This window comes from Thalassovita sp. ABM4_323 (genome assembly GCF_056158665.1).
Window position 1 is genome coordinate 2,395,237 of record NZ_JBSWTS010000007.1, and the last position, 18,391, is coordinate 2,413,627.

At 60.0% G+C, this 18,391-nt stretch carries 19 protein-coding genes and 1 riboswitch; of the genes, 13 read left to right on the forward strand and 6 right to left on the reverse strand.

Annotated features, from left to right (window positions below; genetic code table 11):
- Nucleotides 1-57: 57 nt before the first annotated feature.
- A complete protein-coding gene (locus ACXADQ_RS14290) occupies nucleotides 58-1,170 on the reverse strand; it encodes a Ppx/GppA phosphatase family protein (protein WP_475321917.1) in 1,113 nt (370 codons plus the stop codon).
- A gap of 243 nt (nucleotides 1,171-1,413) precedes the next feature.
- Between ACXADQ_RS14290 and ACXADQ_RS14295 the strand changes: the two genes are divergently transcribed.
- The 6 genes from ACXADQ_RS14295 (at nucleotide 1,414) to ACXADQ_RS14320 (ending at nucleotide 5,392) form a co-directional block, all read left to right on the forward strand.
- A complete protein-coding gene (locus ACXADQ_RS14295) occupies nucleotides 1,414-1,710 on the forward strand; it encodes a virulence factor (protein ID WP_475321922.1) in 297 nt (98 codons plus the stop codon).
- Between the two features lie 26 nt (nucleotides 1,711-1,736).
- Nucleotides 1,737-2,663, forward strand: coding sequence for a methylenetetrahydrofolate reductase (locus ACXADQ_RS14300; RefSeq protein WP_475326086.1), 927 nt, complete (start codon nucleotides 1,737-1,739; stop codon nucleotides 2,661-2,663).
- Nucleotides 2,664-2,772: 109 nt separating this feature from the next.
- Entirely contained in the window at nucleotides 2,773-3,195 is a 423-nt protein-coding gene (locus ACXADQ_RS14305) for a hypothetical protein (protein WP_475321926.1), read from the forward strand.
- A gap of 79 nt (nucleotides 3,196-3,274) precedes the next feature.
- On the forward strand, nucleotides 3,275-4,354 hold the full coding sequence (locus ACXADQ_RS14310) for a methyltetrahydrofolate cobalamin methyltransferase (protein WP_475321928.1): 1,080 nt from the start codon (nucleotides 3,275-3,277) through the stop codon (nucleotides 4,352-4,354).
- 99 nt (nucleotides 4,355-4,453) lie between these two features.
- Nucleotides 4,454-5,032 carry a glucokinase gene (locus ACXADQ_RS14315; protein WP_475321930.1) on the forward strand — a complete coding sequence of 193 codons (579 nt, stop codon included), beginning with the start codon at nucleotides 4,454-4,456 and terminating at the stop codon, nucleotides 5,030-5,032.
- Between the two features lie 87 nt (nucleotides 5,033-5,119).
- The gene (locus ACXADQ_RS14320) at nucleotides 5,120-5,392 is read left to right on the forward strand and encodes a glucokinase (protein ID WP_475326087.1); all 273 of its coding nucleotides are present in this window, start codon (nucleotides 5,120-5,122) and stop codon (nucleotides 5,390-5,392) included.
- Here the strand turns inward: ACXADQ_RS14320 and ACXADQ_RS14325 are convergent.
- The gene (locus tag ACXADQ_RS14325) at nucleotides 5,389-5,997 is read right to left on the reverse strand and encodes a response regulator transcription factor (protein WP_475321932.1); all 609 of its coding nucleotides are present in this window, start codon (nucleotides 5,995-5,997) and stop codon (nucleotides 5,389-5,391) included. The two genes, ACXADQ_RS14320 and ACXADQ_RS14325, sit on opposite strands and share 4 nt — an antisense overlap.
- Nucleotides 5,998-6,172: 175 nt before the next feature.
- Here ACXADQ_RS14325 and ACXADQ_RS14330 point away from each other — a divergent pair, with 175 nt between their 5' ends.
- From ACXADQ_RS14330 to ACXADQ_RS14360, 7 genes are all read left to right on the forward strand, one after another.
- Nucleotides 6,173-6,676, forward strand: coding sequence for a putative pterin-binding protein (locus tag ACXADQ_RS14330; protein WP_475321936.1), 504 nt, complete (start codon nucleotides 6,173-6,175; stop codon nucleotides 6,674-6,676).
- 63 nt (nucleotides 6,677-6,739) lie between these two features.
- Nucleotides 6,740-9,271: an ATP-binding protein gene (locus ACXADQ_RS14335; protein ID WP_475321939.1), complete on the forward strand. Its 2,532-nt coding sequence runs from the start codon at nucleotides 6,740-6,742 to the stop codon at nucleotides 9,269-9,271.
- A 97-nt stretch (nucleotides 9,272-9,368) separates the two neighbouring features.
- Nucleotides 9,369-9,576: riboswitch (cobalamin riboswitch) on the forward strand.
- Between the two features lie 149 nt (nucleotides 9,577-9,725).
- Nucleotides 9,726-11,615, forward strand: a complete 1,890-nt coding sequence (locus tag ACXADQ_RS14340) for a TonB-dependent receptor plug domain-containing protein (RefSeq protein WP_475321944.1) — start codon at nucleotides 9,726-9,728, stop codon at nucleotides 11,613-11,615.
- Nucleotides 11,616-11,700: 85 nt separating this feature from the next.
- Complete coding sequence (locus ACXADQ_RS14345; protein WP_475326088.1) at nucleotides 11,701-12,462, forward strand: ABC transporter substrate-binding protein; 762 nt, start codon at nucleotides 11,701-11,703, stop codon at nucleotides 12,460-12,462.
- Nucleotides 12,462-13,442, forward strand: a complete 981-nt coding sequence (locus ACXADQ_RS14350) for a FecCD family ABC transporter permease (RefSeq protein WP_475321946.1) — start codon at nucleotides 12,462-12,464, stop codon at nucleotides 13,440-13,442. The genes ACXADQ_RS14345 and ACXADQ_RS14350 overlap by 1 nt, the downstream gene beginning before the upstream one ends.
- Nucleotides 13,439-14,197, forward strand: coding sequence for an ABC transporter ATP-binding protein (locus ACXADQ_RS14355; protein WP_475321948.1), 759 nt, complete (start codon nucleotides 13,439-13,441; stop codon nucleotides 14,195-14,197). The genes ACXADQ_RS14350 and ACXADQ_RS14355 overlap by 4 nt, the downstream gene beginning before the upstream one ends.
- Complete coding sequence (locus tag ACXADQ_RS14360) at nucleotides 14,194-14,856, forward strand: adenosylcobinamide amidohydrolase (RefSeq protein WP_475321951.1); 663 nt, start codon at nucleotides 14,194-14,196, stop codon at nucleotides 14,854-14,856. The genes ACXADQ_RS14355 and ACXADQ_RS14360 overlap by 4 nt, the downstream gene beginning before the upstream one ends.
- Before the next feature lie 78 nt (nucleotides 14,857-14,934).
- Here the strand turns inward: ACXADQ_RS14360 and ACXADQ_RS14365 are convergent, their stop codons facing one another.
- Genes ACXADQ_RS14365 through ACXADQ_RS14380 form a run of 4 tightly spaced genes read right to left on the reverse strand, consistent with a single transcriptional unit; the run spans nucleotide 14,935 to nucleotide 18,350 of the window.
- Nucleotides 14,935-15,927, reverse strand: a complete 993-nt coding sequence (locus ACXADQ_RS14365) for a branched-chain amino acid ABC transporter permease (RefSeq protein ID WP_475321955.1) — start codon at nucleotides 15,925-15,927, stop codon at nucleotides 14,935-14,937.
- A complete protein-coding gene (locus ACXADQ_RS14370; protein ID WP_475321959.1) occupies nucleotides 15,924-16,868 on the reverse strand; it encodes a branched-chain amino acid ABC transporter permease in 945 nt (314 codons plus the stop codon). Before ACXADQ_RS14370 ends, ACXADQ_RS14365 begins: the two co-directional genes overlap by 4 nt.
- Nucleotides 16,861-17,586, reverse strand: coding sequence for an ABC transporter ATP-binding protein (locus tag ACXADQ_RS14375; RefSeq protein WP_475321963.1), 726 nt, complete (start codon nucleotides 17,584-17,586; stop codon nucleotides 16,861-16,863). The genes ACXADQ_RS14370 and ACXADQ_RS14375 overlap by 8 nt, the downstream gene beginning before the upstream one ends.
- Complete coding sequence (locus ACXADQ_RS14380; protein ID WP_475321968.1) at nucleotides 17,583-18,350, reverse strand: ABC transporter ATP-binding protein; 768 nt, start codon at nucleotides 18,348-18,350, stop codon at nucleotides 17,583-17,585. Before ACXADQ_RS14380 ends, ACXADQ_RS14375 begins: the two co-directional genes overlap by 4 nt.
- Nucleotides 18,351-18,391 lie beyond the last annotated feature (41 nt).

Here is an 18,391-nt window from a genome sequence, read left to right on the forward strand (position 1 = left end):
CGCTTCGGTCTTCGCGGTCCTACATAGGCGGGTCTGCGGGGCGCTGCAATCGCTGGCCTAAAAGGGGCCGTCCTCCAGCACGCCGTCCGCGCTCATTTGGGCATAGAGCAACCCCTCGCGCAGGCCCCGGTCGGCCACTGACAGCCGATCGGTGGGCCAGCAGCGCAGCAATGCTTGCAAAATCGCCGAGCCCGACATGATCAGCGCGTGCCGATCCTGCCCAATCCGCGGGTCGCGCCGCCGTCCTGCGGGGCCCAGATCCAGATAGCCGCGGATCACCTTGTCGATCTGTTCCGAGGTCATGCGCAGCCCGTCCACCTTGGTCCGGTCATAGCGTTTCAGCCCCAAATGCGAGGCCGCCACGGTGGTGACGGTGCCGCTGGTGCCCACGATCTGGAACCCCTCTTTGCATTGCTCTTCGGCATAGGGGCTGAATTCCGAAAGGTTTTCTTCGAAAAACCAGCTCATCAGGGCGAAGCGGGCGGAATCGTCATCCACATCAAAGAACTGGTCGCGCAGCGTGGCCACACCCAGCGGGACACTGATCCAATCCACCACTTTGGCGGCGGGGAAGGGGCTGTTTTGGGTATGAAACCCCTGATGCAACCGCATGATCGCGCGCGGCCGGTCACGTCGGGGCACCGAGCACAGGTCGATCCACACAAGTTCGGTCGAGCCTCCGCCAATATCCACCACCAGCAACTGTTCGGTCTTGGTGCTGACCAGCGGCGCGCAGGAAATCACGGCTAGGCGGGCCTCTTCTTCGGGTTCGATGATTTCCAGGCGCAGGCCGGTTTCGCGGTGGACCTTCTTTATGAATTCCTGCGCGTTGGTGGCGCGTCGACAGGCCTCGGTGGCGACCAGACGCATGCGTTTGACTTTGTGACGCTTCAGTTTTTGCTGACAGATGCGCAACGCCTGCACGGTGCGCCCCATCGAGGCGCGGCTCAGCTTGCCGGTGCTTTCCAACCCCGCGCCAAGCTGCACGGACTTAGAAAAGCTATCAACCACATGGAATTGACTGCCCTTGGGCTGGGCAATCAGCATGCGGCAACTGTTCGTACCCAGGTCCAGCGCGGCATACAGCTCGGCTGAATCTGGCGGTTTGGGCGCGGGGCTCTCAACCGGTTTCGGGAACGCGCCCGCACCTCTGGGACGCTTGGGCGCCATGACTATACGCCCTCCATTTTCAAGTTACTTTCAACGTAGGGGACTCGTGCCCGCCGCGCAAGCACTGCGATTGGGCTCATGATGATGTTTAGGATTTTTCCGATCCTCAGCGCTGGCCCTGGCCGGGGCAGTGCGGATACAACTGCGGACGTCGCAGAGCGTGTTCTTTCTGTCGAAAACGACCCTTTTGTCGCGATTGGGCTGTTCTACAGATGGAACCTAGGAAACAGGGGAATCAATCGTATGGCAGACGTCACCATTGTGTATTGGCGGGATATTCCGGCTCAGGTGATCGTGGGCAAGGGCCGCCGGGGCGCGAAAAAGCCGCTGGCTGAACGGTTCGAACAGGCGATTGATCGGGCTGCCATGAAGGTCGGCGCATCGGACACCGATGCCTATCTGGCCGAATGGCGCAAGGCCGCCCCTTATCCGGTCGAGGGGTCCCCCCAAGACATTGTCGAGGCCGAGGTCGCAAGGCTGGAGGCCGAATATGATCAGGATCGCCTGAAGGCGCTGATCGCCAATGACGGATGGGCATGACCCCCGCTGCGATACTGGAGGCCGTGATGGCTTTGCTGAATTTCCGAAAACGCGACGAGGCTGCGGCGCCCGTCGACCCCAAGATGGAAACCTTTCTGCAGGGGTTTTCAATCGAGGTGATGCCGCGCACCGCTGAAAAGATTGACGATTTTCGCGATTTGCTGCCCCGCGGCACTCGCGTTTACATCGCCCATATCGACGGCACCCCGATCGAAGACATGGTCGCCACTGCCGCGCGTCTGGCCGATGAAGGCTTTGAGGTGATGCCTCATTTCCCGGCGCGGATCATCCCCGATGCGGCCACGCTTGAGGATTGGATCAACCGCTATCAGTCCGAGGCAGGCGTAAGCCAGGCGCTTTTGCTGGCAGGCGGTGTGTCCGAGCCGCAGGGCGCGTTTCACTCCTCGATGCAGCTGCTGGAAACCGGGCTGTTTGACCGCGCGGGGTTCAAACATCTGCATGTCGCGGGCCACCCCGAGGGCAACAAGGATATCGACCCGGATGGCAGTGACCACCTGGTGATGGAGGCGTTGCGCTGGAAACAGGCATTCCAAGAGCGCACGGATGCCGACATGGCCATCGCCACGCAATTCTGCTTTGAAGCGCAGCCGGTCATTGACTGGGCCACGCGCCTGAACGCCGAAGGGATCAAACTTCCCATCCATATTGGCATCGCGGGCCCGGCCAAGCTGCAAACGCTGATCAAATTCGCCATCGCCTGTGGGGTCGGGCCCTCGTTGAAAGTCCTGCAAAAACGCGCGATGGATGTGTCCAAACTGCTGCTGCCCTACGAGCCGACCGAGTTGGTCGCGCAACTGGCCGCGCACAAGGCTGAAAACCCCGATTTCAACATCACCAACGTTCACCTGTTCCCGCTGGGGGGTATCAAGACCTCGGCCAAGTGGACACAGGACCATGGCGGCGCCTCGGGTGTTCCGGCGGTCATGGCCTGAGGGATGGGACGCGCGCGCGATCATAGGCTGCCTTTTTGCCTGCCATTTGGGGATATGGCGGGCTACGGGTATACTGGCTCCATTCAGTTCACAGCTTTTGGAGACAGTGATGAGTATTCGCCTTTTTGTCGCGATGGCGCTGGCCTTGATCCCCGTTTTTGCACAGGCGCAGCTGGCCTTTCCCGTGCCCAATCTGGCGGGGCAGTGGCGTTGCGTATCCAATTCGCCCGCCGTATCGGTCGACGTCTATCTACAGGTCTATCCCAATCAGCAGTTACAAGGGCAGGGCACCATCGTCTATCCCGCAACCAGCCGGATCTACAACGTCCAGGGGGCTGGCACTTGGACGGTTGCGCCCCCCGATCAGCAGTATCCTCAGTGGTTGATCCGGTTCCAGCTGGTGCCGCAGGGCAACCACGCGGCCTTTTCGATTTTTGCCCGCCCGACGGGCGAACCCAACGGGCTGTACAACAGTTTTTACAACCCTCAGACAGGGCACGTGGTGGAAACCAGCTGCGCGCGCCTGGGCTGAGATCCCCCTTCTCTCCGGTTTCGGACCCCGACGCAGTTGCGCGCGGGTCGGCCGCCTATGTCCACGAAAAGGATCAGACATGACCCGCACCATCGTAGAATCCAAAACCAAGACCGCGATCATCGGTTTTGATCAACCCTTCTGTGTGATCGGCGAGCGGATCAACCCAACGGGGCGCAAGAAACTGGCCGCCGAGCTGGAGATGGACGATTTCACGACCGTTGAAGCAGATGCCGTGGCGCAGGTTCTGGCCGGGGCGACGGTTTTGGACGTCAACTCGGGCGCGGTGTTTTCCAACAAGATGGCCGAGGATCAGCGCTATGCCGACAACAACTTCGTTGAACCGCCGCTGATGAAGGCCCTGATCGAGCGCGTCCAAGCCATCGTGGATGTGCCGCTGTGTATTGACAGCTCGGTCCCCGGCGCGCTCGAGGAAGGGCTGAAAGCCGCCGAAGGCCGCCCGCTGCTGAACTCGGTCACCGGCGAAGAAGAGCGCCTGGAACTGGTTCTGCCGCTGGTCAAGAAATACAACGTGCCGGTTGTGGCCATTTCCAACGATGATACCGGGATTTCCGAAGACCCCGATGTGCGTTTCGCCGTCGCCAAGAAAATCGTGGAACGTGCTGCCGATTTCGGTATCCCCGCCCATGACATCGTGGTGGACCCGCTGGTGATGCCGATTGGCGCGATGGCCACTGCCGGGCATCAGGTCTTTACTTTGGTGCGTCGTCTGCGGGACGAGCTGGGCGTGAACACCACTTGCGGCGCTTCGAACATCTCGTTCGGGCTGCCCAATCGCCACGGGATCAACAACGCCTTCCTGCCCATGGCCATCACTGCGGGGATGACCTCGGCGATCATGAACCCGGTGGCGCTGCCGGTTGGGCCCAAGAAACTGGCCGAGAAACGCGCCGAGGTCGAAGCGGCCGGGATCATCCTGCCCGAGGGCATGGATGACGAGGCGTTCTGCCAGATGTTCGGTCTGGGCAGCACCAAACCGCGCCCGGGCAAAGAAATGGAGGCCGTGCGCGCCGCCAACCTGCTGACCAATAACGATCCGCATGGTGGCGAGTGGATCAACTTCAACAAGGCCCCAGCGGCCGCAGGCGAAGGTGGCCGGGGTGGCCGTCGTGGCGGCGGGCGTCGGCGCCGGGGCTGACACCGACTGACACGTGCGATCAGGCCCCGGGTTTCGGGGCCTTTTCATTTGCAGCGGGCTGGCTAATCTGTGCCCACGCGCGGCGTGAAGGGGGAACAGATGCTGGGACTGGTCGGTGATATCGGTGGCACCAACAGCCGTTTTGCGCTGGCCTCGGAGGGGACGGTGCTCCAGGACAGCCAGCAGAGTTTTCGCAACGCCGATTTCAACAGTTTTCCCGAGGTTTTGAGGGCCTATCTGGGCGGGCACAGCGATCAAGTGAATCAGGCATGTCTTGGGTGTGCGGGCACTGTGCGCACCGGGTTTGTGAATTTGGTCAACTGGCCATGGAGGATCTTCGAACGCGACATTTCCGCAATGACCGGGGCAAGCCGCGTTTTTCTGATGAACGATTTGCAGGCGCAGGGATATGCCTTGCACCGGTTGTCTCCCGAGGACTTGCGCCAGATTGCCGGCCCTGTCTCCGCGCCGGGATCTGGGGCTACACGTTTGATCGTGTCGATTGGCACCGGCGTGAATGCAGCGGTGGCCTATGAAACCGATGGGCGCGTTTTCGTTCCGCCAGCGGAGTTCTGGCTTTTGGCCGTTGCCCGTCGAAGTCCCGGAGGATCTGAGGCTGTTGAGCGCCCTACGAGAGCGTACGGAGATCGTGCGGATCGAGACTGCCTTGTCCGGTGATGGATTGGTACGCCTTTGGGAGTATTTCGGTGGATCATCAGACAAGAATGGCGCCGAAGTCATTGCAGAGTATAGGAAAAAAACGCTATCGCGCAGGCGGCGTTGGCGCGTTTTGCAGAGATTTTGGCGCGATACTGTGCCGTACAGTCTTTGTCGCATCTGCCCTGGGGAGGCTTGATTTTGGGGGGCAGTGTTGGGCGTGCGATGGGGCCGTTGTTGTCGAAATTAGACTTCGCGCAGGCCTTTGGGGCGCGCGACAATGGGGCCGACGTGTTGCCGCATATTCCGGTTTTCTATGCCCCCGATGGCGAGCTTGGCCTGATGGGATGCGCCACGTATCTGGCGCAGTTGCGCCCTTAGATCAGGTTCAGATCGCGCCCCAGCATTGCGGCATGGGTGCGGTTGCGCGCGTTCAATTTGCGGCTGAGCGTTTTCACATGCAACTTGATTGTGACCTCTTGCAGGTCAAGGTCGCGGGCGATTTCCTTGTTGGATTTTCCGTCACTCAAGCCTTTCAGCACATCCCGTTCACGCGGAGTCAGCCGAGGGGCATCCGGGTGCAGGCTTTCAGATTCCAGGAATTGTCGTGGTGCATAGATGTCGCCGGCCAAGATGTGGCGCACGGCGCTGATCAGGGTCTCGGGGGCCATCGTTTTGGGCAAAAAGCCCTTGGCACCGCTTTCCAGCACGCGCCTGGCGATATCCGGCGAAGCCGTCCCCGAAATCATTGCGACCGGCGCCGGGGCGTTGGCCTCGATGGCTTTGATCAGGCCTTCGGGCAGGGACATGCCTGGCATCGTGTAATCCAGCAACACCAGATCAAAGGGCCCGTGGGCGGCGATACTGTCCAGCGCGGCGTTCAGATCTGCACATTGCGTCAGTTGAAACCCGGCCGAATTTTCCAGGAAAGTCGATATCGCGCCGCGGACCAGCTCGTGATCATCTGCAATCAAAATACGTGTCATAAAAAGCGTCGGTTATTACTGCTGCAAATATTCCAGAAACTGCGGATATGCTGTTTTCAAGCTATCCCCAATAGCAAATAGCCTAACCTATCCATTGGAATAGGGCTATAGACCTGTGCGAAATCCTACAGCAATAAATTGTGTCATAGTGGTAGGGCAACAATCTGGACAACAAATGCAGCGACTTAGGATCTTGATCGCGTTCCTATGTGCGATGACCGTTGGATTCCCGGCTTGGGCTGGCGGGAACGAAGACGATGATTTCCGACTCGAGGTGGTCTTTCTGGACGAGCAGGAAACACCTGTGTCCACGCAGCATGTCAGCCTGCAAGAAGTGCGCGCGCTGCCCGCTGCCGAGTTTCGTACCTCGACGATCTGGACCGAGGGCCTGCAGACCTTTCGTGGTGTCTGGCTAAGCGATCTGATCGCCTATCTGAAAATCACCGAGGGCAATCTGGATTTCAGCGCATTGAACGAATACCTGATCGAGATCCCGATGGAGGACATTGTCCCCGGCGGGCCGCTGGTGGCCTACGAGTGGAACGGAAAACGCATGAGCGCGCGGGACAAGGGGCCGCTTTGGGTGGTGTTTCCGTATGACGCGGATGCCAAATTCCAAACTGAAACCGTCTATGCGCAGAGCATATGGCAGTTGGACCGGATCGAAGTTTACCGCTAGTCTTGGGGTCGTCTGATCCGGGCCCGCGATGGTTTGCGATCGCAGTGACGAGGGCTGGTTCCGATGGGGCGAAATTCCCAACAACAACTCAAGGCCCGCTGGGTGCAGGGCGGGCTTATGGCCTTGGCCGGGCTGGTCTCGTTGGGCTTGCTGATTCCGATCTGGTTGCAGGTGACCGAGCGGCTTGAGAAAATGCAAGTCTCGCGGCGCGACAATGTGGGGTGGACCATTGCGCAGTTGGAGGTCGAGTTTCTGGAGCTTGAAAAAGCAAGCCAGCAACTGCAGATCGAGGGCGCGCCCGCCTTACCCGAGCTGCACCGCCGGTTCAATGTTTTCTACAGCCGCGTTGGGACGCTGACGCAAAGCCCCCTATATCGTTCTGCGATCACCGAATCTGGCGAAATCATTGCGCTGGAACGTGTTTCCCAAGGGTTGAATGCGCTGTTGCCGCTGATGGATGGCGAGGACGCGGAGTTGCTGCGCCGCCGTGCAGAATTGCAGACCAGCCTGGCCGATTTGCGCTCTGAAACCCGCCGGGTGGTGACGAATGCAAGTTACGTTCTGATGACGGCCACTGAAACCAACCGGCGCGAGACCGCTCAGTTGGTCATGAATCTCGGCATCGTTTCACTGATTTTGTTCGGATCATTGTTTGGTTTGGCGGTTTTGTTCTCGCGCCTGTATCTGATCTACAAACGCCGCGCCAAAGAGAACCTGCTGACCACGCAACGACTGGCCACGGTCATCGAGACCTCGCCGGACGCCATCGTGGTGGTCAATCCGGACGGGCTGGTGCTTGAGTTCAACAGCGCCGCCTCGCAGTTGTTGGGATATAGTTCTGCGCAGGCCTTGGGCATGGATTTTTCCACGATGCTGACAGAGGAAAACTCTCAGCGCGCGCAGTTGCCGATCAAGGGAGACACAGTGTTTCGTCAACGGATGTTCGGGCGAACGCAATCCGGGCAGACGCTGCCATTAGAGGTGTCACAAGGGGCGACCTCGTTGGAACAGCGCCCGGTCTATGTCTATTTTCTGCGTGATATTTCCGAGCGCCTGAGGGCCGAGACTGCGCTGAAGGCGTCTTTGGACAAAGCAGTGGCCGGCGAACAGGCCAGAGCGCATTTCCTGGCCGTCATGAGTCACGAGATGCGCACGCCGTTGAATGGTATTCTGGGCGTTGTCGATCTGATGAAGGACCGTCTGAGCGGACAGAAGAACCGTCACTATCTGGAGTTGTTGGAACGATCCGGCAAGGTGCTGTTGGAGCATGTGAACGAGGTTCTGGATCTGACAGAAATCGAGGCCCGCGGGATCTCGTTGAACAATGCGCCGTTCAATTTGGATGCGATGCTGGACGAGGTGAGCGCCTCGATGCGCCCCACGGCCGAGGCCAAGGGCAACCGGCTGACGTTGAGCAAATCTCCGGCCGATCTTGGCTATTTCGAGGGCGACACCATGCGGTTGCGCCAGATCATTGCCAACTTGCTGAGCAATGCGGTGAAGTTCACGCATAATGGACAGATCGAACTGGTCGCCAGCCTGCACATGACTGGCGCGCGCGCTACGCTCGAGCTTCAGGTGATTGATACGGGCATTGGCATCGACGCGGCGCAGCAGGCCCAGGTCTTTGACGATTTTGTTCGGGCTCAAAGTGATGAGAACGCACAGATCGAGGGGACCGGCCTGGGGCTGGGAATCGTGCGCCGGATTGTTTCGGTCATGGGGGGCGAGCTGGGGGTTGAAAGCGTCGCGGGCGAAGGCAGCTTGTTCTGGGTGCATTTGCCTCTGGTTCCGGTCGAGCAAGTGGCGCAGTTTGTTCCCGAAGCGCTCGAAACTGACACCGCCGAGACCCGTAGCCTGTCCATCCTGATCGTCGAAGACAACCCGACCAACCGCTTTGTTCTGAAGGAAATGCTGGAGCAGGATGGGCATATCGTCATCCAGGCGGAAAACGGTCGGATCGGAGTAGACGCCGCGCGGGATCAGGGCTTTGACCTGATCCTGATGGACATCAACATGCCCGTGATGGGCGGAGTCGAGGCCACGCGCGAAATTCGCTCGGGCGGTGCGAACCAGGACACGCGGATTGTCGCGCTGACGGCCCATGTTCTGGATCAGGATGCCCAGCTCTATCGCGAGGTTGGGATGGATGCGGTCGTGTCAAAACCGATCAGCCGCCGCAACATTCGAAGCGTCTTGACCGGCCAAGGAGGTGAGCAGCGCCACCAGCAGCGCAACACGACGTTGGATCGCACGGTCCTGGATCAGTTGGTCAGCTCAATGCCTGCGGATCGCGTGCATTTGGTGGTCGAGGGGGCCATCGGCGAAGGGGATGCCTTTGTCGAAAACCTGGAGCGGGCAGGGGGATTGGATACGGACGAGGTGCTGACGGCAGTTCACAATCTGTCCGGCACGGCGGCGATGATCGGGGCGACGCGGCTGCGCAATTCGCTGACCCAATTGGAAACCAAACTGCGCCAGCAAGGCACAGTCGAGTGGGGCATGTGGACGGATGCGCTGCGCATTCTGTGGGCCGAAACACGCGATGCTCTGGTGGAGTATGCCGATACCCTCAGCACCAGCAAACGGGCGTAAGGTCGCCGAATTGGATGCGTACTGTGCGCAGCCATAGGAGCGGTGCTGCGATTGCGCAAACATGCCCTCTCGTGCTTGACACAAATTTTACCACACGTTTAAGAGGGGGCATTCTGGTCCGGAGAGGATTCTCTCCGGTGAATAGGGAATGAGGTGCGGCGCCAAGCGTCAAGGCCTCGACTGCCCCCGCAACTGTAAGCGGCGAGCGACTTCGGCATATGCCACTGCCTCAGCATAAGAGGCGGGAAGGCCCGAGTAAGCATCGACCCGCAAGTCAGGAGACCTGCCAGAATGATCACCCTGTCCGAACGCGGGGCGCGTTGCGGTCAACGGACTATCCGTAGTGGTGGCATTGCTTCACCGTCTGCGGAGAACCCCTCCGAGGACATCACTGTTATTGGCTCGAAATCGGGCTGAATTGTACGGCGGCTGCGTGCTGCCGAGGGGATGAAAAATGAAAACGAACCTATTTGGCGCCTCAAGCGCGCTTGCCTTGGTGATCGCGCAGGGCGCTTTGGCACAAGATGCAACTGTATTGGATAGCATTATCTTCAGCGGCGGCTTTACTCCGATCGAGGAAAAGGCTTTTGGCCGCTCGGCCAGTGTTCTGACGGCAGCAGAGATCGAAACGCGCGGGATCAAGACCGTACAGAATGCTTTACGCGCTGTGCCAGGGGTTTCGGTAAGCGGAACAGGCGACAGCTATACCCAGGTGCGTATTCGTGGGGCCGAGTCGACGCACACGTTGATCCTGATTGATGGGATCGAGGCCACGGGCGGGGACGGTGAATATATCTTGACCGGGCTGGACACTGCGAACATCGACCGCATCGAGGTGCTGCGCGGGCCGCAATCGGTGTATTACGGGTCCAATGCCTCGGCGGGCGTGATCAACATCATCACCAAGAAGGGGGATATTGGCACGGAATACGGTGCGAGCCTGGAGTATGGCTCGGGTTTTCGCGCCTCTGCACGGGTTTCAACCCGCACCGAACGCGGTGGCGTCTCGCTGAACCTGTCGCGCGATGTTGACGAAGGCTTTGACTACTCTGGAAGCGGTGGCGAAAAGGACGGCATCGAGCGGTCTACGGTTCAGCTGTCGGGCGACCATCAGGTCGGCGACGCGTTGAAAATTGGTGCGACCTTCCGCAAGTCGAAAGAGCACTACGAGTATGATGCATCGAACTGGTTGGCCACGAGCGCAGACACCTACGTCGTAGACAGCACCGCGACCTATAGCGACCGCGACGAACAGCTGTTTGGCATCTTTGCCGAGCTGCAAATCTTCGGCGGGCGCGCAACTCACCGTCTTTCGTATGACAGAACGGATTACGATCAGTCCTATTTTGGGGGAACACCCACTGAAACTGAAACCAAAACGGCGAAACATCTGCTGAGTATTGGTTTGGACGACGCGGTCGATGACGCCAATCACCTGCTGAATGCGATCTTTGAATTGGAACAGGATTTAAGTTCCAGCAATGCGGCCTTCAATCGCAAGACCATCTCTTACGCTGTGGAATACCGTGGCCGTTTTGACAGCGGGTTGGATCTGCAACTCGGGGTGAGATCCGACAACAACAACGTGTTTGAGGATGTCACAACCTGGAACGCCAGCGCGTCTTACGCTTTTGGCAACGGTGTGCGCCTGCACAGCTCGGCTGGAACGGGGTCGGTGAACCCGTCCTATTTTGAACTGTTCGCCGCGAATGATTATGTCACCAGCTATTATGCGGGCAACCCCAACCTGGTGCCCGAGCAGAACCGTAGCTTTGACATCGGTGTCGAGGTTCCGGTTTGGCAGGGGCGTGGGGTGATCGATGTGACCTATTTCAACGAAACCCTCACCAACGAGATCGAGTTCTACGACACGCTCACTACAACCGGTAGCGGAAAACCCATCTATAGCTATCGGAACCAGGCAGGGGAAAGCACCCGCAAAGGGTTGGAAATCGCAGGCGAGCTGCAAGCTACGGACGCGTTGGATCTGCGCCTGTCCTATACCTATCTGAACGCAAAGAACCCCGATGGGTCGGTCGAGGTGCGCCGCCCAGAACACGAGCTGTCACTGGGGGCCACGCTAGCAGCGTTTAACGGTCGCGGGTCCATCAATGCCGATATCCGCCGCGTTGTTGGGAACTATGGGTCTCGGTTCTTTGCACCTTGGGGCACAGTGCGGCTGCCCGACTACACGACGGTTGATCTTGCGGTGGAATACAACCTGTCGGACTCGGTTGTTCTGACCGGGCGTGTTACCAATCTCTGCGATGTGGTCTATTCCGATGTGTTGGGCTTTGCAAAACGTGGTCGCACTGCGTATGTCGGTTTGAAATCAGCGTTCTAAGATGATGCGCGCTTGGCTTTCATATCTGTTTGTTGCGGTGATGATCGCGACTGGCAGCCATGCAAAGCCAAGCCGCGTCGTGTCCATGAATCTTTGCACGGATCAACTGGCCATGATGCTTGCGGGCGATGGCCAGTTGCTTTCGGTTTCGTTTCTGGCTCAGGATCCGCGCGGGTCCTCGCTGGCAGACGAGGCTCAGAACTATATTCCCAATCACGGTCGCGCCGAAGAGATCTATTTGTTGCAACCTGATCTTGTGATCGCGGGCAGTTATTCAAACCGCGCTACTGTCGACATGATGAAGCGTCTGGGCATACCCGTGGCGGTGATTGAACCCTCGTGGTCCCTCGCGGATGTGCGGGATCGGATTGCGCAGGTCGGTGCGGTTTTAGGACAGCAAGAGCGGGCAGCGCAGATGATCGCCGAATATGATCGGGACCTGGCGGCGATACAGAAAATGTCGGCCCAGGGACCCCGGGCAGCACTGTATGCGGCGCGTGGCTGGACCTCGGGCCAAAGCTCTTTGGCCGGGCAGATTCTGCGTGCGGCCGGATTTCGCAATATCGCGGTCGAGCTGGGCCTGGATCGGGGCGGGCTGTTGCCGCTGGAGCTGCTGGCCATGGCGCAGCCAGATATGGTGGTCAGCTCGGCGCCTTATGATGGCTACTCGCGCGCCGAAGAGCTATTGTTGCATCCAGTCATCGAAACCTATCGCGCCAATCAGGCGCGCACGAATATGAGCGACAGCGATTGGGTTTGCGGCAGCCCCCATGTCTTGCGGGCGATCGCGCGGTTGATCGAGGACCGCAAAACCTTTGAAGCCGGGAAGCAGGCGAAGGAAAACTGATGCGTTTGGAGCTTTTTCTGATCGTCGCCATGCTGGCCCTGTTTGTGGTGTCATTGACCATCGGACCCGCCAATGTGCCCGCAGCTGACAGCCTGCGGGCCTTGTTTGATCCCAGCTATGGCCCTCTGTCGCTGGTGATGCAGGAAATCCGCCTGCCGCGGGCCGCCCTGGCCCTGATCATTGGCGCTGGATTGGGTCTGTCGGGCGCGGCGATGCAGGGGTACCTGCGCAACCCTCTGGCCGAGCCGGGGTTGATCGGCGTATCCGGATCAGCGGCGCTTGGAGCGGTGATCGCGATCTACACCGGCTTTGCGGTCGGGACGTCGCTGGGATTGCCCATCGCAGCCCTGTCCGGGGCCCTGATCGGAGTCTTTCTGGTGATGGCGCTGGCCGGACCGCATGGCGGCTCGCTCACGCTTATTCTGGCAGGAATTGCGATTTCAGCGCTGGCCGCGGCGCTGACATCGCTGGTTCTGAACCTGACTCCGAACCCGTTTGCCGCCAACGAGATCGTGTTCTGGATGATGGGGTCGCTTGCGGATCGCTCGATGACGCATTTCTGGCTGGCCTTTCCCTTTATCGCCGCCGGAGCCTTGCTTATTGCCCTGACCGCGCGGGGGTTGGATGCGTTGACGCTCGGCGAGGACGCAGCAGAATCCCTGGGCGTGAACCTAAAGCGCCTGCGTCTGTTGCTTGTGATCGGTACGGCCTCGATCGTCGGGGGGATGACGGCGGTTGCGGGGGTAATCGGGTTTGTCGGTCTGGTGGTCCCGCATATCCTGCGTCCACTGGTTGGGGCGCAGCCGTCGCGGTTGCTTTTCTCCTCGGCTCTGGGGGGGGCGATCATGTTGCTTTTGGCGGATATTGCTGTGCGCCTAATCCTGCCAACACGCGATCTGAAGCTGGGGGTGGTCACCGCGATTGTCGGCGCGCCGCTGTTCCTGCATTTGATCTATAAAACCCGCCAGGAGCTGCCATGACGCTGCTTGAGGTGAAAAACCTGTCGGTCACGCTGCGCAACCGCAGCGTTTTCCAGGAGGTGTCCTTTGGCACAGGAACCGGTGAATTCGTTGGCTTGATCGGACCGAACGGCGCGGGCAAGACCTCTTTGATGCGCGCGGCCCTTGGCCTGTTGCCGCATTCGGGCACAAGCAACCTGGCCCAGCTAAACACCCGCGAGCGTGCCAGGGCGGTGGCCTGGATGCCGCAATCGCGCGAGATCGCCTGGCCTGTTTCCGTCGAACGTATCGTCGCCCTTGGACGATTGCCGCATCTGGCGGTCGGCCAACGGTTGCCCGCGCAGGATCAGGCACTGGTGGATGACGCGATCCGCCGATTGGGCCTGGAAGAATTTCGTGCGCGGGCGGCCTCGCGGCTGTCAGGCGGCGAGCAAGCCCGCGCTTTGATCGCCCGTGCTTTGGCACAGGACACGCCTTTGTTGATGGCAGACGAGCCAATCGCGGGCCTGGATCCCGCGCATCAGATTTCGACCATGCAGGTGTTCAGACAACTGGCCAACGAGGGGCGATCGGTTGTCGTCTCGATCCATGATCTTGGTCTTGCGGCCCGTCATTGCACCCGTCTGATCCTGTTGGCGCAGGGCGGTATCCTGGCGGATGGCCCCCCGCGCGAGGTCCTGACGCCAGATCTGATGGGGCGGGCCTTTGGCATTACCGGCTGGCATCAGGACACGCCGCAGGGCCCGGTGTTCCAACCGCTTGAGGTCCTGGAATGAGCGATATTCGGTTGGCGCGGCCGTGGTTGACCTTTGATTTGGGGCGCAAGATGCAGGTGCTCAGCTGGTCAATCAATCAGCCCGGATACACTCTGGCGTCGCGCCTTCTGTGGCGCGAGGTAAAGAACAAGGATCTAAGCCCTGACATGGATGTCTCGCAATGGGTTGAGGCCGAATTGAGGGATCAGAACGCCCAGGATGCGGTGCTGATGCTGACCTCGCGCGACATCAGGAACTATGAACAAAGCCTTGCTCGGGTCGGGGATGTGACCGCCCAGGTCGTGGCCACGGTTGGCCTGTCCAATGCCGAGCGCGTCGGTCAGCGAGTTGATTATACAGGCCATAATTGGGGCACCATCAATATCGGGGTGCGGCTGAATGTCGGTCTGAACCAGGCGGCGCTACTCGAGGCCATGAGCATCGCCGTTCAGGCACGAACGGCTGCTGTTATGGACGCCGGTTTCGTTCTGCCGACCGGCATTGCAACGGGCACCGGAACCGATTGCGTGGCCATTGCGGCTGACACGGGCGATCAGATCTATGCCGGCCTGCACACTGAAATCGGCGAAGCGGTCGGGCGCGCGGTATATGACGCGGTGCATGTTGGCGCGCTTGGGTGGATCAAGGAGACCGAGCCCCGGCGCCGTGCCAAAACCTAAGAAAGTTGTGCACGGCGCCCTTGGCCCTCGATCGTTGTCCACACCAAATCGAACCGGTGTGTCAGACCCAAGAAGCGGTCATTGTGACGCTAGGATACGCCGCATGGACAAGGGCTCTTGGCCGGATTTGTCGCTCCAGAGCCCGACCAAACCACGAGGTGCATACAGGGCAAACAGGATAGCCACGATGCCGATCCCTGCCAGATACCACGCCCCAAGATCGCCAAAGATCTGTTGCAGTAAAAACAGTACGACCGCCCCGATAACGGGCCCCAGATAGCTGCCCAAGCCCCCAACAAGCACCATGAACAACATAAAGACCGTCCAGTTGATCCCAAAGGCTGTTCGCGGCTGATAGGTGATCGAGGAAGCCAGCCAGATCGTACCCGCCAGCGCGCATCCTACGGCAGAGATCAGAAAGATCATGCGTTTCACCCGCATGGTGCTGACCCCGATCGAGGCCGCGGCTTCCTCGTCATCGCGAATGGCCTGGCTTTCCCCGCCCAGACGGCCGCGTAGCAGACCATAGCTGATGATCATCGCGCCAATCATGGCCACAACGGCCATCAGATAGACGCTTGTTCGGCGCAGATCTGGATCAATAGCGTTCAACGTGACCAGGGATCGACCGGTTTCGCCCTGAACCAGCGGATCGAACATGATAACCGAGCGGATGGCCTCGGCCAGCACCCACATGGCCACGGCAAATTCAGCGGCCTTGAGACGCAGCACAAACCAGGACAGCGGCCAGGCCACAACAATCACCAGAACGCCCCCCAAAAGGATGGCCGCAAATGGCGGCGTTCCTGTTTCCACCAAGCGCAGCACGAAATACCCGCCAAGGCCAATGAACGCCTGCTGCCCGACCGAGACCAACCCGGCAAAACCCGCGAGCAAATTCCACATCACGGCCAGAATGATATAGACCATCAACAGCGTCAGCTTGTCCACGACAAGAGCCGAGCCAAAGGCGGGCAGGGCGAGCAATACAAGGGTAATAAGACCCCCCACATAGATCAGTTTACGATCCAGGGCGGGCACCTTGGCCAGGTGAAAGCTCTTCGGGGTCATGTGCGCTCTCCTTTCGCACTCTTCATTTGAAAGGCAGTCAGCTTTGCTTGTAGCGACGCCTTGAATCCACCTTGATCCAGGGCCCAATGCCGGTAGATGCGCCAGATCAGAACGGCCACGAAAACCAGATGACCGGACAACAACGAGGCCTGCGCCGAAATCAGCCCACCCAGAGCCTGCGACAGGCCCAGGATGATTCCTCCGATCAAGGTGCCCCAAAGCGAGCCGATGCCGCCGATCACCACGGCCTCGAAGGCAAAGATCAGCTGCGCAGGGCCCGAATAGGGCGTGACCTGACCGCGCATCGCCAGAAACACCCCGGCCAAAGCGGCCAGCGCGACTGCGATGGCGGCGGCCGCACGATGCGCCTGTTTGGCATCGACGCCACACATCTCGGCGGCTTCCTGGTCCGAGGCCGTGGCGCGGATCGCGCGCCCCAGTTTGGTTTTCTTCAGCACCAGATGCAAAAGCCCGATGACCACGACAGCGGTGACGAAAATGATCACGGGCAACTTGCCGACTATGATCCCGCCGGGCAGGAACCAGCTGGCCCAGGACAGGCTGCCGATGTCGGCCCCAAGCGATCGCGTGTTCGACCCCCAGACACCAAACATCCCGTTCTGCAGCGCCGCGCCAAGGCCGATCGTCACAAGGATCGGCAATAAGAAACCGCCTCGCATGGCGCGTTCAAACAGGGCGGCATGCATCAGCCAGCCAAGCAGTGCCATAAGGGGCAGCATGATCAGGATCGCCCACAGGACGGGCAGGCCCAGACCGATCAGCGAGATCGTCAGCAACGCGCCCAATACCGCCATGTCGCCATGAGCCAGATTGATAAAGCGCACCACGCCCACCATCAGCGACAGCCCGGCCGCGATGATGGCGTAATAGCCGCCAAGAAGGGTGCCCTGGATCAGGGCTTGGGTCAGGCTTTCAAGCATCGGCTGTCTCCTGGTCGTGAATGCCGAAATAGGCGGCCGTTATCTGGTCTTTGCTGAAGTCTTCAGGTCGGCCGTACAGCTCAGTCGCGCCTTCGGCGATGCAGAGCACCTGATCGGCAAACCCCAAGGCGCGGTTCAGGTCCTGTTCGACCACAACCATCATCATCTTGCGGTCTTCCTTGATCTTGGTCAGGGATTGATAGACGCCCTCGATGGCCGCCGGAGACAGCCCAAGCGACACCTCGTCCAACAGCAATACCTCCGGGTTGGCCAGCAGGGCGCGTCCGATTGCTGCCGATTGGCGCTGCCCACCGGACAGCCCCCCCGCCAGCTTGTTGATCAGTGGCTGAAGCTGCGGAAAGGCCTCGAGCACGCGTTCGATATCCCATTCCCCATCGCGGCCGTTTTCGGCAGCAATCATCAGGTTTTCCCGCACCGTCATGTCCGGGAACAGCCTGCGCCCCTCGGGGGACATCGAAATGCCGCCACGGAACCGGGCAAAACTGGATTGGCGGGTCACATCTGTGCCGTTCAACGTGATGGAGCCGCTGGTTGGCACATGGGCCCCCGCCATGGCCCGCATCAGGGTCGTTTTACCGGCCCCATTGGCACCGATAATGCACAGCACCTCGCCAGCGTTCAGAGACAGGCTCACCCCACGCAGGGCGGTCAGCTGGCCGTGATGGCAGGTCAGGTCTTTGACGTCAAAACGGGTCATTCTGGGTCGCTCCCCAGGTAGGCGCTGCGCACATCCGCGTTTTGCATCACCTCTTGCGGGTCGCCTTCGGCCAGGACGCGACCCTCGGCCATGCAGACCAGCCGCGTGACGACCTTGAGCAGCGCATGCAGGATGTGCTCGATCCAGACGATGGTCATGCCCGAGGCCTTCAGCCCGTCGATCAGCTCAATCAGCGCGATCAGTTCCGCTTCGGTCAGACCGCCGCCGATTTCATCCAGCAGGATGACCTTGGGGCGCGTCGCCAGGGCCCTGGCGACCTCCAAACGCTTTCGGTCCAGCAACCCGATTGCGGCGGCGGGCTTGTTCGCCAGATGCAGCAGCTGGGTCTGTTCAAGAATGCGCGCGGCGGCTTCGGGGCCCTCGGCATTTGGGGTGCTTTTTCCGGCCTCGGCCGCGATCAACACATTCTCGAACACCGTCATGCCCAGAAACGGGCGCGGCACCTGATATGTGCGGGCGATCCCCAAGGCAGAGCGCGCTTCGGCACTTTCATAGGTGATCGGGCGATCCTCAAAGCGGATCTCGCCACTGCTGATCGGGAACGTCCCGGCCAGCGCGCCAAAAAGCGTCGTTTTCCCTGCACCATTCGGGCCGACAACGCCGACGGCCTCGCCTTCGCGAACCTGAAAATTTACCTCGTCAAGTGCGCGCAAACTGCCAAAACGTTTGACCAATCCGCGCCCTTCCAGCGCCACGTTGGCCAGGGCTGGCTGCGATCCAGAAATAGTGAGTGTGTCTTGCATAACCACAGCTGGGCTCCTTGCTTGGACGTCTGAAAATGGGT

Bases quoted from the DNA above. Each gene is read 5' to 3' on its own strand.
- ACXADQ_RS14335 (WP_475321939.1), top strand. From the start codon at position 6,740: ATGGGGCGAAATTCCCAACAACAACTCAAGGCCCGCTGGGTGCAGGGC.
- ACXADQ_RS14310 (WP_475321928.1), top strand. From the start codon at position 3,275: ATGACCCGCACCATCGTAGAATCCAAAACCAAGACCGCGATCATCGGT.
- ACXADQ_RS14375 (WP_475321963.1), bottom strand. From the start codon at position 17,586: ATGACCCGTTTTGACGTCAAAGACCTGACCTGCCATCACGGCCAGCTG.
- ACXADQ_RS14295 (WP_475321922.1), top strand. From the start codon at position 1,414: ATGGCAGACGTCACCATTGTGTATTGGCGGGATATTCCGGCTCAGGTG.
- ACXADQ_RS14325 (WP_475321932.1), bottom strand. From the start codon at position 5,997: ATGACACGTATTTTGATTGCAGATGATCACGAGCTGGTCCGCGGCGCG.
- ACXADQ_RS14305 (WP_475321926.1), top strand. From the start codon at position 2,773: ATGAGTATTCGCCTTTTTGTCGCGATGGCGCTGGCCTTGATCCCCGTT.
- ACXADQ_RS14365 (WP_475321955.1), bottom strand. From the start codon at position 15,927: ATGACCCCGAAGAGCTTTCACCTGGCCAAGGTGCCCGCCCTGGATCGT.
- ACXADQ_RS14290 (WP_475321917.1), bottom strand. From the start codon at position 1,170: ATGGCGCCCAAGCGTCCCAGAGGTGCGGGCGCGTTCCCGAAACCGGTT.
- ACXADQ_RS14360 (WP_475321951.1), top strand. From the start codon at position 14,194: ATGAGCGATATTCGGTTGGCGCGGCCGTGGTTGACCTTTGATTTGGGG.
- ACXADQ_RS14340 (WP_475321944.1), top strand. From the start codon at position 9,726: ATGAAAACGAACCTATTTGGCGCCTCAAGCGCGCTTGCCTTGGTGATC.
- ACXADQ_RS14315 (WP_475321930.1), top strand. From the start codon at position 4,454: ATGCTGGGACTGGTCGGTGATATCGGTGGCACCAACAGCCGTTTTGCG.
- ACXADQ_RS14330 (WP_475321936.1), top strand. From the start codon at position 6,173: ATGCAGCGACTTAGGATCTTGATCGCGTTCCTATGTGCGATGACCGTT.
- ACXADQ_RS14370 (WP_475321959.1), bottom strand. From the start codon at position 16,868: ATGCTTGAAAGCCTGACCCAAGCCCTGATCCAGGGCACCCTTCTTGGC.
- ACXADQ_RS14350 (WP_475321946.1), top strand. From the start codon at position 12,462: ATGCGTTTGGAGCTTTTTCTGATCGTCGCCATGCTGGCCCTGTTTGTG.
- ACXADQ_RS14300 (WP_475326086.1), top strand. From the start codon at position 1,737: ATGGCTTTGCTGAATTTCCGAAAACGCGACGAGGCTGCGGCGCCCGTC.
- ACXADQ_RS14345 (WP_475326088.1), top strand. From the start codon at position 11,701: ATGAATCTTTGCACGGATCAACTGGCCATGATGCTTGCGGGCGATGGC.
- ACXADQ_RS14380 (WP_475321968.1), bottom strand. From the start codon at position 18,350: ATGCAAGACACACTCACTATTTCTGGATCGCAGCCAGCCCTGGCCAAC.
- ACXADQ_RS14355 (WP_475321948.1), top strand. From the start codon at position 13,439: ATGACGCTGCTTGAGGTGAAAAACCTGTCGGTCACGCTGCGCAACCGC.